General features: G+C 38.5%; 14 protein-coding genes. 11 read left to right on the top strand and 3 right to left on the bottom strand.

Features of this window, described 5'->3' with window-relative positions; all coding sequences use genetic code 11:
- The 11 genes from ABZC96_RS03085 to ABZC96_RS03135 all read left to right on the top strand — a co-directional run.
- On the top strand, positions 1 to 754 hold a 754-nt coding region (locus tag ABZC96_RS03085), incomplete at its 5' end, for a 4Fe-4S dicluster domain-containing protein (protein ID WP_373028999.1).
- A 1-nt stretch (position 755) separates the two neighbouring features.
- Positions 756 to 1,706 (top strand): NrfD/PsrC family molybdoenzyme membrane anchor subunit, encoded by a 951-nt coding sequence (gene nrfD, locus ABZC96_RS03090; protein ID WP_373029000.1) that lies wholly within the window; start codon positions 756 to 758, stop codon positions 1,704 to 1,706.
- Positions 1,707 to 1,719: 13 nt separating this feature from the next.
- The gene (locus ABZC96_RS03095; protein ID WP_373029001.1) at positions 1,720 to 5,049 is read left to right on the top strand and encodes a molybdopterin-dependent oxidoreductase; all 3,330 of its coding nucleotides are present in this window, start codon (positions 1,720 to 1,722) and stop codon (positions 5,047 to 5,049) included.
- A gap of 125 nt (positions 5,050 to 5,174) precedes the next feature.
- Positions 5,175 to 5,843: a molecular chaperone gene (locus tag ABZC96_RS03100; protein WP_373029003.1), complete on the top strand. Its 669-nt coding sequence runs from the start codon at positions 5,175 to 5,177 to the stop codon at positions 5,841 to 5,843.
- Positions 5,844 to 5,846: 3 nt separating this feature from the next.
- Positions 5,847 to 6,962: a 4Fe-4S dicluster domain-containing protein gene (locus tag ABZC96_RS03105; RefSeq protein ID WP_373029005.1), complete on the top strand. Its 1,116-nt coding sequence runs from the start codon at positions 5,847 to 5,849 to the stop codon at positions 6,960 to 6,962.
- The gene (locus ABZC96_RS03110) at positions 6,962 to 7,438 is read left to right on the top strand and encodes a hypothetical protein (protein WP_373029006.1); all 477 of its coding nucleotides are present in this window, start codon (positions 6,962 to 6,964) and stop codon (positions 7,436 to 7,438) included. Before ABZC96_RS03105 ends, ABZC96_RS03110 begins: the two co-directional genes overlap by 1 nt.
- Positions 7,435 to 7,908: a hypothetical protein gene (locus tag ABZC96_RS03115; RefSeq protein WP_373029007.1), complete on the top strand. Its 474-nt coding sequence runs from the start codon at positions 7,435 to 7,437 to the stop codon at positions 7,906 to 7,908. The genes ABZC96_RS03110 and ABZC96_RS03115 overlap by 4 nt, the downstream gene beginning before the upstream one ends.
- A gap of 61 nt (positions 7,909 to 7,969) precedes the next feature.
- A complete protein-coding gene (locus ABZC96_RS03120; RefSeq protein ID WP_373029008.1) occupies positions 7,970 to 9,244 on the top strand; it encodes a malic enzyme-like NAD(P)-binding protein in 1,275 nt (424 codons plus the stop codon).
- 16 nt (positions 9,245 to 9,260) lie between these two features.
- The gene (locus ABZC96_RS03125) at positions 9,261 to 10,643 is read left to right on the top strand and encodes a DUF2868 domain-containing protein (protein WP_373029009.1); all 1,383 of its coding nucleotides are present in this window, start codon (positions 9,261 to 9,263) and stop codon (positions 10,641 to 10,643) included.
- Complete coding sequence (locus tag ABZC96_RS03130) at positions 10,640 to 12,037, top strand: DUF3482 domain-containing protein (RefSeq protein ID WP_373029010.1); 1,398 nt, start codon at positions 10,640 to 10,642, stop codon at positions 12,035 to 12,037. Before ABZC96_RS03125 ends, ABZC96_RS03130 begins: the two co-directional genes overlap by 4 nt.
- Positions 12,030 to 12,689, top strand: coding sequence for a hypothetical protein (locus ABZC96_RS03135; RefSeq protein ID WP_373029012.1), 660 nt, complete (start codon positions 12,030 to 12,032; stop codon positions 12,687 to 12,689). The genes ABZC96_RS03130 and ABZC96_RS03135 overlap by 8 nt, the downstream gene beginning before the upstream one ends.
- On the opposite strand, the gene ABZC96_RS03140 is transcribed toward ABZC96_RS03135, so the two are convergent.
- From ABZC96_RS03140 to ABZC96_RS03150, 3 genes are all read right to left on the bottom strand, one after another.
- Entirely contained in the window at positions 12,686 to 13,177 is a 492-nt protein-coding gene (locus tag ABZC96_RS03140) for a phosphatidylglycerophosphatase A (protein WP_373029013.1), read from the bottom strand. The two genes, ABZC96_RS03135 and ABZC96_RS03140, sit on opposite strands and share 4 nt — an antisense overlap.
- Before the next feature lie 12 nt (positions 13,178 to 13,189).
- Complete coding sequence (locus ABZC96_RS03145; protein WP_373029014.1) at positions 13,190 to 14,380, bottom strand: sulfate adenylyltransferase; 1,191 nt, start codon at positions 14,378 to 14,380, stop codon at positions 13,190 to 13,192.
- Positions 14,358 to 15,186, bottom strand: an 829-nt coding sequence (locus tag ABZC96_RS03150; protein ID WP_373029016.1) for a hypothetical protein, incomplete at its 5' end; no start/stop codon positions are given. The genes ABZC96_RS03145 and ABZC96_RS03150, both read right to left, overlap by 23 nt.

Genomic DNA, 15,186 nt, shown 5'->3' on the forward strand with positions numbered 1-15,186 from the left:
GAAATTAGGTTTCTTAGTTGACCTTAACCTATGTATGGGTTGTAAAGGTTGTGAGATTGCTTGTAAAGTGGAAAATGAAGTTCCATTGAGTACTTGGCGTTTACGTGTTAAATATATTGATCTGGGAACATTCCCTGATACTAGAAGATCATTTACACCACTACGTTGTAACCACTGTGAGAACGCGCCATGTGAGCGTATCTGTCCGGTATCGGCGTTACATTATCTAGAGAATGGTATTGTAAACATTGATAGTGCTAGATGTATTGGTTGTGCTGGTTGTATGATGGCATGTCCTTATGGAGCGATCTATATGGACCCTGAAACAAACACAGCAGATAAATGTACATACTGTGCGCACCGTATTGAAAGTGGTATGATGCCGGCATGTGTGGTAGCTTGTCCGGTTGAAGCAAATATCTTTGGTGATATTGAAGATGACCATAGTCATATTTCACTTTACATCATGGAACATAAAGGTGCTGTTCAAGTACGTAAACCTGAAAAGCATACGAGTCCAACACACTTTTATGTAGGTGGCGGTAATGCAACACTGAATCCACTTGCACATCAGAGAATTGAAGGTTACAGTCTCTTTAATGACATTACTCACCTTGAGCATGTAGGTGATAAAAATCATGGAATTCTTGATAGATTTTTAGCACCATTTGTTGGGCATGAGACACCAGATAATACAAGTTTGATTGAGTCAGCAACAGATGCTGAATCACATGAGCAAGAGGGAGGTCACTAAGATGGTAGAAAGTACAATTCACGCAACACAAGCAGTTGTCACACTAGATGTGCCAATTCAAGGAATTGTTTGGGGTAGCATTATTACTGTAAACATGTGGGCAAAAAGTATTGGTACAGGTGTTGCATTTTTAGCAGCATTTTTATGGTTTAGACACAAAAAAGATGATATGCCTAATTTAAGATGGCTTATGCCGGTAATCGCATTTTTATCATTGAACGTATTCTTGTTGTTTACATTGATTGATTTGCACCAACCGTACAGAATGATCCATATTTTCACGCATCCACACTGGACTTCGTCTATTACTGTTGGTGCTTGGTTGGCATCACTTTTCTTGGGTCTTATTACAATACTTATGATCATTGGTGTTGCAGATGCATTCCCAGGTCTTGGCGGTAAGAAATGTAAGATCACAGCAATAGCTAGAAATAATTCTGCAGTGTATGAAAAAATCATGCCATTTTTAGTATTTTTAGCGATCCCTGTAACGACATATACAGCGATTATCATGGCACAATCAAGTGCAAGGGAATTATGGCAAGCACCAACAGAAGTTATGCAAATGATGTGGGCAGCACTTATGGCTGGTTCTGCAGCACTTATCTTCGTGTCTGGTTCATGGAGTAAAGAAGCTAGAAAAGATCTGGCACTTGTACTTACAATGGCTGTATTCTTTTCATTCATGATGTATATGGGTGAGTATTTCTTCTCATTCAAATCTTCAGAAGCAGAAGCTGTTTTAGCATATGTACACTCAGGTGGAGCGTATAGTGTTGAATTCTGGTTTGGTATGACACTTGGATTTATTATTCCATTTTTCTTAGGAATGAGCTATATGAAATCAGAAAATATGACGCTGCTTAGATTTGCAGCTATTGTAGCATTGGTAGGGTTATTCTTGGTAAAAGATGTATGGCTTAAGATCCCACAAATGTTACCATTAAGTTAAGGAGAAGATATCTATGACAAAATCAATGAATACAGAAGATAAAAATTTTATCGAAGGTAGAAGAAGTTTCCTTAAAGGTACAGCTTACTCTGTCGCAGGTGCAACACTTGCAGCAGGTGTATTTAAAACTGTAGCTGACACGCCTGCAATGGCAGAAACAAAGTTCACACCTACACCTAAAACACTTTCATTCTATCCGCCACTTGAAGAGTGGGATAGTTTTACTGAGTTAGATGGAGATGATTGGAAAAGAGGTGGTACAGGTAGAAATGGTGTTCAGAGTGAAGACAATCCTGATGGGATCAAAGCAACTGAATATATGCTTGTTCCTACATCATGTTCAAACTGTGAGGCATCTTGTGGTCTAACTGCATGGGTTGACCTTTCTACATATAAAGCGGGTGGACAATTGGCAGTACGTAAGTACATGGGTAACCCACTACACTCAGGATCTCGTGGTAGAAACTGTGCAAAGGGTTATGCAACTCAGTCACAAATGTACGATCCAGATAGAATACCTTTCCCACTTAAAAGAGCACCAGGTTCTAAAAGAGGTGAAGGTAAATGGGTAAGAACGACTTGGGATGAAGCGATGAAAGAGATCGGGCAAAAAATGCACGATACACTCAAAGTGGGTGATGAGATCTCTAAAAAATCAATTATGTACCATGTTGGCCGTCCAAATGAAAATGGTTTTGGTCACCGTGTACCTCACTCAATGGGTATTGACGGGTATGATTCTCATACAAACATCTGTTCGGCAGGTGCTAGACAAGGTACTATTCAGTGGACAAACGATGATAGAAACTCACCAGACTGGGCTAATGCGAAGTTGATCTTCCTTCAGTCATCACACGCAGCGGATGCGGGTCACTATTTCCAGCAGGCAGCAGGTCGTATTGCTGAGGCACGTAAAAAAGGTGCGAAACTTGTTGTTATGGATCCAAGACTTTCTAACTCTGCTGGTATGGCAGACCTTTGGGTACCATGTTGGCCAGGGACAGAGACAGCACTTTATCTCTACCTTGCAAACAGAATACTTAACGAAAAGGGTATAAACGGTGAAGATCTAGTAAACCACAATTTTGTGAAAAACTGGGTAAATTGGGATCACCTAATGAAAGACAGAGAGTACTTGAATGTACTTCTTGAAAAAGGATATATCAAATCTATTCCTGCTGGTGATTCATATGAAGAATTCATCGGGATGATCTCTGAAATGTATAGCCCTTATACACTTGATTTTGTAGCTGAAGAGTGTCGTATCGAAAAACGTATCGTAGAAAAACTTTATGATATGTTCATCGATGCCGGTACAAGAGTTGCAACATACATCTGGAGAGCAGGACCGATAGGTCACAAAGGTGGATGGATGATCGCTAGATCTGCATTCTTGCCATTTGTTCTTCGTGGTGCTATGGCTGGTGATAAAGGTGGTGTTGGTTTACACCACTGGCATGTTATTTCTGTTAACGGTAAGGGTAATGCTGCAACTGTAGATGGTTCAGCACCTGCAAAAGTTGACGTATGGAATGAAATTGCATGGCCACCTGAGTATCCATTGAGTTCATATGAGATGAGTCATATTATGCCTCACCTACTTATGGATGATGAGTGGAGAGAGAAGTGGAACAGCAAAGGGCTTAAAGTACCTGAGAAATTGGCTGTTTGGATCCCTCGTATGTATAACCCGGTTTGGATCAACCCGGATGGATTTAGATGGATCGAAGCGCTTAAAAGAGAAGATAAGATCGAAATGTCATTTAACCTCTCACCAACATGGTCAGAGACAAACTGGTATTGTGACTTTATCCTTCCTGTAGGACTTGCTGGTGAAAGACATGACCAACACTCAGAAGCAACAGAACCAAAAAGATGGTTAAGTTTCCGTAACCCGGCACTTAGAGTTGCATTAGAAAAAATGGGTTGGAAGCCAAAAGATCCAACAAGAGCTACACTGGAAGCACATATTAAAGCAGGTCTTGGTGAAGTATGGGAAGAGGTAGAGTTCTGGGCGAACATTATGACGCATTATGTAGATCCAGATGGTTCATTAGGGATTAGAAAGCACTGGGCTTCAAAAGAAGATCCAAGTAGATGTGTAACGATCCCTGAATGGTATCAAGCAGCCTTTGACAATCTGCCAAACCTTAGAAAAGCAGCAAAAGCAGCATACCCAGATTCTAAGTATCCAAACTACGAGATGATGAGAGACAGAGGTACATGGTTAGAAGAAGATAACATCTATAAACCGCAAGAGAGACCACTTAAAAAAGTTGGATCAACTTATATCTCTCATGGTCATGAGTATGCAGAAGAGAATGTAAGAAAAGATGAATTTGGAATTATTCTGGCTACAGATAGTCACGGTAAAGAAAGTGCTATTGGTGTTGAAGTAGATGGAGAGCTTGTTCAAGGTTTCCATACATTGACTAAAAAACTTGACTTCTACTGTGAGTGGTTTAAAGAATGGAAATGGCCTGAGTATGCTATACCTATCTACCCAACAACTAAAGAAGACAGAGTCAAAATGACGCATGTTGTTACACAAGTACACCATGACTTTATGCAAAAAGACAATGAATTTGCGTTAAACACAGTATTTAGATTGCCATACAATATTCATACACGTTCTGTAAACTCTAAGCACCTTATGGAGATTTCACAAAACCATAACCCAGTATGGATCTATACTGAAGATGCTAAGAAACTTGGAATTAAAAGAGGAGATGCAGTTAAAGTAACGATTCAAGATACTGTATCTGGTCTTGAGTCAGGTTACTTTATTGCTATGGCTGTACCAACTGAAGCTACTATGCCTGGTGTACTTGCATGTTCACACCACGCAGGTAGATGGAAACTTAAAAATGCAGTAGATATCCCTGGATTTGAGCATAAACTAGGTGTTATGGGTCTTGGTGCACCACTGTATGAGATGACTATGGATGGTAAAGAGGGTACACTCAAACCAACACAGAGTATCGTAGATGGTATGGATGAAAACAAAAACTCTTGGCAGTTTAAAGAGTACAATAGAGACCTTGACAACATTTGGTGGGATGGACTTTCTGGTTCATGGCAAAATGCTGTGGCTCCATCACATCCAGATCCTATTGCAGGTAACCATGCATGGCACCAAAAAGTTGTAATGGAACCAGCAGGTAAAGATGATCAGATCGGTGACATTTATGTGAACTATGAGAACAACATGAAAGTTTATCAAGCATGGAGAGATGATTTAACACGTCCTCTTAACAGCTCAGATACTCTTAGACGTCCTAAACACATTAAACGTCCTGCTGTGCCTTTGTCTGACAAAGCATATGCAGTAAAAATAAAGTAAGTTTATTCTTACTGATATACTTCCAAGCATCTGCTTGGGAGTGTCTACATTATACAATTTCCCAGATAATTAATTTTCTTATTACTTATTTATCTTGAAAGTGGTATAGTGCCAAAATATTTAACATGAAAGCAGATGTATATAACATGGATTTAATGAAACAAGAGATAGAAAACCGTATAGCAATTTATGCTTTGATCTCAAGATTAATGCTTGTAGAAGTAGATGAGACATTTTTGGAAAACATCGAGAGTGATGAAAGACTTTTATCTTTTTTCCCAAATTACAGAGATTGGTCTAAACGCAAGGAACTTTCACGTGCTGACCTTATAGATCAATACTATAATGTGGATTTTACGAATCTATTTTTAATGCATCTAGTACCTTATGAGAGTTTCTATACAAGAGATGATCAAATGATCGAAAGTGGTGGAGACAACCCTATCGTAGAACTCTATAATGATTTGGATTTCCGTGTTGAATTAGATGCTGCAAGAGTAGTGAGTGCAGACCATATAGGTGTGGAACTGGAGTTCATGTATATGTTATGTGTTGCACTGAAAAAAGCTTTAGAAGCGGATGATAAAGATGGAATATGTGAACTTTTGCAAGTACAACGTGCATTTTTAAAAGAACATCTTTTAGAGTGGGCACCTTTGTTCCTTATCAATGCAAAACGTGAGTCACGTACACCTTTGTATCATGATGGTTCTGAGCTTGCTTTAGAGTTCCTACTGAGTGATTTTGAATATGTGACAGAAAAACTATCAATTTACTGTGGGGATGAAGCGTAGTTTATGGGTTTACATTTTGATGTGAGTGCGTGTGTAAGAGCAACAAGTAAATTTTCCCAGTGTACAAAGTGTGTAGATATCTGTCCGGATTCTATAAGCTTGGTAGACAACCTTCCAAGTTTTTCTCTAGCTACGGGTGTCGAAGCAGCAGCCTGTGTGGGTATCTGTCCTACGGAAGCTTTTGCACTTTCAGATTTTTCTACAACTGAGTTCTTTTTTACTTTTTTAGAATCTAAAGTAAGGTTGATCTCACCTAAAATAAATGTACCTTGTATCTCAGTCCTGAGTGTGGAACACTTGATCTCTTTGGCTTTAGCTAGTGATGAGACGATCACGATAGACATGAGTTCGTATGATGAAGACTCATTACTTTTTGAACATATTGAAAATCGTATAGACGAAGCAAATTTTGTCTTATCCAGTTTTTCGGAAAAACAACTCAGTACAAACCATGTAACATCAAAAGAATTAAAGAAAGCGAATGAACCAGAAAGTGAAGAGGAAGTTACATCAAGACGTTCTTTTTTAGAAAATGCTTCACTCAAAGGTGTGGTAAAACATAAAAAAGCATTTGATGATGCTGTTGATGAAGATGAACTGCAAAAATTTGAGATAGATGCTTCTGTGATATCCAAGATAAAAGATAAGAATCTGCCAAACAAACGTAAGATACTTTTTACAACACTCAAACGTGCAGGCGTTCCAGATGTGTTTGAAGTATTGCCTGAAGATGAAGTGAGTTTTACTTCCCAAAAGTTTGTGGATGAGCGTTGTACCAACTGTCAGATCTGTTACCGTATCTGTCCTACAGGTGCACTCTCATCTAATGGTAAGTTTTCACTTATCCATTTTGATGCTATGTTGTGTGTGAAGTGTCATTTATGCCATGATGTTTGTGAACCAGATGCGATCCACCTGCAAAGTGGATTTGAGATCAAAGAGTTTTTTGAACCTACACAAAGAACACTTGCAACCTTTAACATCAAACGTTGTAATGAGTGTGGTAACAACTTTACCTATACAGGTGGGGAACAAACTTGTCCACGTTGTGCTGTTGAAGAAGAAGAGGCGATGTTCCTGCATGACAATGCAATACGTATGAGAGGGGAAGAAGATTAATGCAACCACATGAAATCAAGCCTGATACAGGACTCTGTACCATACTGGGACATAATGCCCAAACAGGGTACATGAGAAAATATTTTAATAAGATCATGAAACGCAATGGCATTAATGCAACTGCCATTGCATTGAATATTACAGATGAATATTTTGATTTCACGATGCGTAACGTCGGAGAGTCAAAAGTGACACAAATGATGATAGAAAAGGAATTTGGGCCTAAAGCTGTACATTATTGTGAAAGTCTGAATAGTTGTGCAGAGAGAGAAGGACGTGTTGACTTTGTAGAAGTAAGCGATGGAAAAGTCAAAGGATTTTGTCTGGATGATGAGGCAAAAGCACTGTATGACAGACCGGAGTTTTTAGATGACCAGATCATCTTTGTTACAAAGATGATGCTTATAGCCAATAGATGGTTTGATGCGAAAATCGATGTGGATGATATTCCGCTACTAATAGGAGATAAAGAATGAGAGAAATGGACGATTTAAGAAAAGAATTTGAGAACATGAGTGCACAAAATTTTAATGGTAAACCGGCATTTGGTCCTGATGGACAGTGTGCTGCTGATGAAGAGGTAGATCTTAAAGATTACCCTTCATACACAGAAGCACTCTATGCGAAGCTTATCGCTCCTCATGTAAGTGGTATTTATATTTCAAGATGGGACATTAAAGATATCGCTCTTGAAGCAGGTGATTCTATGGCCATTCACCCACGTAAACGTATGTTTGAACTCCTTATGAAGTTTGCAACGAGTAGAGAAAATATGCAGGCTGTACTTGATGCACTGGAAGCACATATGGAAGAGAAAATTGCAATTTATACAGAGTGTATGACAAAGTTTCCAAGCTCTTCAGAGGTATTTCAACCTAAAATTGATAAAGCAAGAAAAACTATGAAACTCTTTCCTCAAATCATCGAAGAGTATTTTCCAGAATAATTAGAGTTACCCTTATCATACTTGCAGTATAATATTTTATATTAAAAGTGCAAGGTGAAAAATGACTGCAATAACCAAGGAAGAAGTGTTAACATATCATAAGCGAGGAAAGATAGGCATAGAACTAACAAAGCCTTGTGAATCACAACACGAACTCTCACTTGCCTACACTCCGGGGGTAGCTATACCCTGCCTTGAAATCGCAAAAGATGAAAACCTCTCTTTTGAATATACCAATCGATCCAATTTAGTTGCTGTGATCTCGGATGGTACCTCAGTTCTCGGACTTGGAAACATTGGACCTCTTGCATCTAAGCCTGTGATGGAAGGAAAGTCTGTACTTTTTAAGAAGTTTGCACATGTGGATGCTTTTGACATAGAGCTGGATGTGCATACCATTGAAGAGATCGTCACTACATGTAAAGCGATCGCCCCAACTTTTGGGGGGATTAATCTTGAAGACATTAAAGCCCCTCAATGTTTTGAGATAGAGAAACAGCTACAAGAAGCACTTGATATCCCTGTGTTCCATGATGACCAACATGGAACAGCTATCATTACCACTGCGGGATTGATGAATGTACTTGACCTGACAGGAAAAAAAGTTGAAGAGATAAAAATAGTTGTCAATGGTGCAGGGGCAGCAGGGATCTCATGTGCTAAGATGTATCAGAGCTTAGGTGTGAAAAATATCATCATGTGTGATAGTAAAGGTGTACTCACTACGACAAGAACAGATTTAAATGAATATAAAGTACCCTTTGCCATAGAAACAGATGCTAAGACATTGGATGATGTGATCGAAGGTGCGGATATGTTTTTAGGTTTGAGTGTTGGAGGGGCCTTGACCAAGGAGATGGTAGCTAAAATGGCACTGGAACCTATTATCTTTGCTTTGGCAAACCCAACACCTGAAATTTTACCATCTGAGGTAAGAGAAGTACGTGATGATGCTATTATGGGGACAGGACGTTCTGACTTTCCAAACCAGATCAACAATGTATTAGGCTTTCCTTTTATCTTTAGAGGTGCTTTGGATGTGCGTGCAAAAAAGATCACAGAAGGTATGAAGATGGCAGCATCCGAAGCATTAGCAGCTTTAGCAAAAGAGCCTGTGCCATATGATGTAAAAGCTGCGTACCATAATGCAAATATTACGTACGGTAAAGAGCATGTCATTCCATTACCTTTTAACAAAGAAGTGTTTGTATGGGTTGCTTCAGCTGTAGCAAAAACAGCATTTGAAGAGGGTGTTGCACGTGTAGACAGCTATGACCATGAAGTATATAAAGAACATTTGAGATCTGTCATTTATGGTTGCCCTGAAGATGTATAATGGGACCGACTAGCAGATGAATATAAAGCCCTATGTAAACCTTTACGAACTATTGGAAATTAATCCTTCTACAAGAGAAGAGAACCGTGCTTTTGGTTTAACCCAGGTGATGCTGAAAAATAAACCTATTGAGCAGATTTTAGTATGGATAGAGGAACATGAGCATAGGTTGAAAAGACCATTGTTAAGTGAAACTTTTTCTTCTTATTTGTATAGGGTGACATTTGCACTTGTACTTATAGCATTTGCTTTAGGAGTCTTAACAGGGATAGGATTACTTTCTTATAGTGGACGTGAACCAGTGAATGTTATCTATTTCATAGCTGTGGTCATTTTCTTTCCTCTTATTACTATGCTGTTTACTCTTTTGGCTATGTTTAGAGCGAGTAGTGCGGAGAGTGTATTGATACACCTTTCTCCAGCTTTTTGGATGGAAAAGATACTGGGGTTACTTCCTACAAAGATAGAAGATAACGTCAAATCATTTCAGATCAACCCTCTTCTGGCAAACTGGGTGATCATTAGACGTTCACAAATAGTTGTTTTGTTTTTCTCATTTGGTTTATTGTTATCACTTTTAGGTGTGGTTGTGACCAAAGATATTGCTTTTGCATGGAGTACAACACTTAATATTTCCCCTGAAGCACTCTATGATTTTTTATATACTTTAGCATTTCCATGGAGAGAACTTATACCTGCTGCTGTACCTTCATTGGAACTTATAGAGCAAAGCCAATATTTTAGACTGGGTGGAAAACTGAATGAGGAGATGATCGCAAGTGCTTCACAACTTGGTGAGTGGTGGAAATTTTTGGCTTTTTCCACGTTATTTTACGCTATTTTTTTACGTATCTTGATATTTATTCTTGCCTCTATTGGATTTAACCGTGCCATCAAAGAATCTCTCTTAACATTGAAGGGAGCGAGCAAATTACTCAGAGAGATCAATGAACCTATCATCTCTACACATGCGAAGAAAAGAGAGAGTACATTTATCCCTAATGACAAAAGTTATGAACAAATAGTAAATGCACTGGATGCTTCTTATGATGTCATACATGGATGGGCCATACCACATGATGAACTATTGCTATTAGGTGACAGTATGCAGGTTATCTCACCTAGACATTTTGAAGTTGGGGGAGCAAACAGTTTTGATGAGGATGCCGAAGTGATCTCCAAAAGTCATGGTGAAGTACTTTTGTTTGTAAAGGGATGGGAGCCTCCAACGATGGATTTTGTGGATTACTTAAATGATTTGGCCGACAAAGTAGATAAAGTAATCGTTATGCCTATCGGTACTATGGAAAATTATTATGAAATTACTGATAAAGAGATAGATGTATGGGAAAATAAACTCTCCTTATTGAAAAATAAGAAAGTGTGGTTAAAAAGATGACATCTACACACCCTAAATTTGCTGTGGTGGGACACCCGAATAAAGGTAAGAGTTCTATAGTATCGGCTCTTGCCCTTGATGACTCTGTACAGATATCTGACACTCCTGGAACCACAACAAAAAAACGTAGTTTTCCTCTCAGTGTAGATGGAAAAGTTTTATATGAACTTTTTGATACTCCTGGTTTTCAAAGAGCAAGAAGGGTACTCGCATGGCTTGAAAAACATGATGTTCCTGCAAACAAGAAGCATGAAGTGGTACAGGCATTTATCAATGAACACAGAGATGATGAACGATTTAATGATGAAATAGAACTTCTTGAACCCATCATGGATGGAGCGGGGATTATCTATGTAGTAGACGGTTCACAACCTTATGGTGAAGAGTACGAGACAGAGATGGAGATACTTCGCTGGACCGGTCAGCCTTCTATGGCATTGATCAACCATATTGATGACTCGGACTATAGTGAAGAGTGGAAAGTAGCGCTTGAACAATACTTTAGAATGGTACGTACATTTAATCCTATGCAGGCAAGTCTTGAACAGCATATGAGTATATTGGAGAGTATGGCACAGCTCAAAGAGGAGTGGATAGCTCCAGTTAAGGCATCGATTAAACTTCTGAAACAGTACAAGGAACAGATGCTTGAACGAAGTGCATCATTGGTGTCAAGATTGGTGTATGATTCTGTTAGCATGGTTGAAAAACTCTATTTCTATACTCAAGAGGCAAGTGAAAAAGAGAAAGAGAATATAGAGAGTAACTATAAAGACCGTTTACGAGACTTAGAGATTTCTACACAAAAGAGTATAGAAGAGGTTTGGAACCATGGACACCTGCAGAAAGAAAAGAAAGTCTTGACGTTTGAAGGAATGGATCTCTTTTCTGAAGAAACAGCCTCTGTATTTGGACTGACACGTAAAGAACTTATAATTACAGGTGCAACTTCTGGAGCAGTTACAGGTGCAGGTATAGATTTACTGTTGGCTGGGCATACACTTCTTTTGGGTGGTGCTATAGGTGCACTATTAGGTGGAACAGGTGCATATTTTGGATTTAATGAACTCTCAGAAGTGAAAGTTCTTGGACAGACCATGGGTAAACGTTACTTAGAGATGGGCCCTATGCAAAATAGAAATTTCCCTTATATTCTACTAGGGCGTACCATATATCATACTGTGAAAGTAGCACAAATATCACATGCTAAGAGAGAAGTAGTTGATATTGAGATGGATCAGACCTTTAAAGAGAAATGGTTAGATGATACCTCAAGAAAAGCGTTAGAAAAATACCATAAAAAGTTTCGTTCAGGGAAAGCTTTGGAAGCAGGAGAGCTTGAAGAATACGAAGGGATCATCAAACGTATATTAAAGTCTTTGATCGATGCCTAAAAGCAATCCTTTTAAACATTTGCATCAGGATAAGGAAGAGAGTGAATCTTCGTTAGAATCCAGAATAACAGCAAAGAGAGTCACATTAGGGATCTTTGTGCTATTTTTGTTGCTTTTCCCACATTATGCACCATGGGAACCAAGTTATACACAGAGCGATACGCTGATACAGAAGATATTTACCCTTTATTTTTTTGTAGCCAATCAAACTTTGGGCATCGTGCATGAAGGCGGACATGGTGTCTGTTATATCTTACCTTGTCCGAAGTTTCTCACTATGGCTAATGGAACGATCTTCCAGTTACTTTTCCCAGGACTAATAGGTTACTATTATTATAGAAAAGGTAATCTGTTTGCTGCACTGATCGCACTCTTTTTTGTAGGGTTCTCTCTCCAATATACAGCGTGGTATCTCTCAACAGCCCATGAAGGACTTATACTTCCCGCACATAAATCTTTTTTAGGGGTAGATGCAATTCATGATTTTAACTATCTGCTCAGTGCAATGGGCCTTTTAGCCTATGAATCTATACTAGCGGGAGTTACAAGATTTGTGGCTTATCTGATCATGTTGATATCTGTGATCGGGATGTTTTTTAATGCTTTTCCTAATGATAGAAGAAAAATAATAAAGAGGAGAAAAAACTTTTAAAAAAGTTTTTCTATCGCCATAAGTATGAGAGCACTCAACATTCCACCCGCAAATCCTGCCAATACATCATCGAGCATCACTCCAAGACCACCTTTAAGTTCTCGGTCTATCCACCCTATAGTTGAGGGTTTCCAGATATCAAAAAGACGGAATGCAGCGAAGCTGAATACAATAGATAAGATCTCAGCATATGGATAATTCATAACTGTCGCCGTTGAGTAAGCTATCATAAGACTGAGCCACATACCTGCTGCTTCATCTATAACGATCTGCTGATGATCATGGATACCTGTAGCTTGTTCATATTTGTTCACTTCAAAGATACCTATGATGGTAATGGCAAGTGTCAGCATAAAAAGTGTTTCCGTACCAAAGTAGTAAAGTACAGCCAACCCTACAGGAAGTGAAGCTAGTGACCCTACTGTACCAGGTGCTTTTGGACTAAGTCCTGCACCGAAGAATGTTAAAAAAAGTTTTTGAATCGTCATATGGGCCCTTGTTTATGTAAGTGATGATGTTTGATACAGTTCGATAAGTTTCAGGTAAAACTGCTCTTCACTTTGTTGTTCTAATAACCCTGAACCTGGCATCAGAGAGTAGTACATTTCTTGCAGGTTTTCAAATCTCTCTGGTAAAAGCGCTGCCAGAATGTTTGCTGAAACTTCTTTTCTGACCAATATAGAAGGAGGAATGAGCCCTGCCTGTATCAGTTTCATGATGGATTCTGAATCATAGTGTACATGATGGTGTCGTCCATGAGGACAGGTTTGCGTACTTACAAGCGTTTTACAGGTATCGCAATAGACCAACTCATCGATAGTTTTAATATCAATATTAATATCCTGACAACGATCAAAGACAGAGCTTAGACGATTTTTATCATAATATAAGCCTAACCCACCATGATTTTTACCTATAACCAGTTGGCTGCATCCATAATTTTTGGCTAAAAGAGCATCCAAGATAAGTTCATTGTATCCTGCAAAGATATAGGTGTTTTCAAAAGGGATGATGAGTACTTTATTGCGTGGTAAAAAATTGTCAACAAAAGTATTTAGTGCATTATAACGTATGTCATAACGAAGTCCCCCTGTGGTAAAAGGTTTACGTAAAAAGATCACAAGAAGATCAGAGTTACTGATTGCTTCACGTATCATTCTTTCGTGTGCACGGTTCAAAGGATTTGCTGCAAGCATCATAGATGAAATATGCTTTGCACCTGTCTTTGTGATCATGTTTTTGATCCGCTTCATGTTGTCTTCTATCAATGGATAGATGACAGTATACTCCCCAGATACAGCTATTTTACCTAGTCTCAATATTGTATTTCTAACGCCTGGGTGTGTAGTGTCTGAAGTACCATAGATATTCTGAAGACGCTGTGCAGGGTCAACATCAAATGTTTCTTCAACTATGAGCTCGCCAACTATTTCCCCATCATTAATGAGGGAAACAATGTCATCTTTTTGTAAACTTGCTAAGGTCTGATGATTTTTTTTACCTCGAGGGGCGAGTATAAAAGAAAAAGGGAAAGGTACACCTTTGTACATTTTAGTCTCATCGACATTCTGGGCTTCTTTTTTGTTCATCAGTTTTTCTACTGGAGAGATAAGTCCTGCTTTTACTAACGCTAGCGTAGAGAGAGCCTCTGTATCTATGTAGAGCGATTTATTTCTTTTTGAAGAGGCCATACTTTTTCCTTTTTTCCCATAAACTTTTTCTTGAGATTCCTAATTTTTTAGAGAGCTCTGTATCTGGAAATTTGTATTGAAAACTATTGACAATAAATTTCACATAATCATCAATGGTCAAGATTTCATTTTGGTCATAGAGTTTAGAATCTGTGTTAAGTGTAATAGTTTCAAAATCTGATTCTATATTTGTGGTAGTACATAAGATGAAGTTATACTCTTTTAACATCTCAATGAGCGCTTCTTTATCCGTTTTTTTGAGTTGATGGATCTCCGTAATGTAAAGCAAGGAAGTAGGACTACTTTTTTGTATTTTTTCTTTCCAGTTTTTATCGCTTAAAGGGATAAAGGTAAGTAACGTATTTGTATGTGTTGCGTGTTCAAAAACGATCTTATCAACAAGTCTTTGGTAATTGGTCTCTATCACAAGCGGTGTACTGATCTCTGTGATGTCAAAGTCGCTCTCTATATCGTGTAGAAGGTTTTGCATATACTCTTGATATAAAGAGGTCTGTTTTTTCAGTGACTGGTACTCTTTATAGTGTTCGATCTTACGCATGAGGTCTTCTAGCATAAATGGTTTAACGATATAGTCTTTCGCACCCAGTTTCAAAGGTTCCCCAACAGTATCATTGTTGATATAGTTCACCATTAATATAATGATTTTATCTTTAAATTGTTTGATAAGTGGTGAAGTATTCTGTCCCGGCAAGTTTGTCGAAAGCAAGTAAACATCACCTTGACTGTTCATCGCTTCTTTAATAGAACTGAATATTTCTGTTTCATAGCCATTTTCATTTAGTTTA

Origin of the sequence: Sulfurovum sp. (assembly GCF_041551015.1) — a bacterium.
Lineage (GTDB): Bacteria > Campylobacterota > Campylobacteria > Campylobacterales > Sulfurovaceae > Sulfurovum.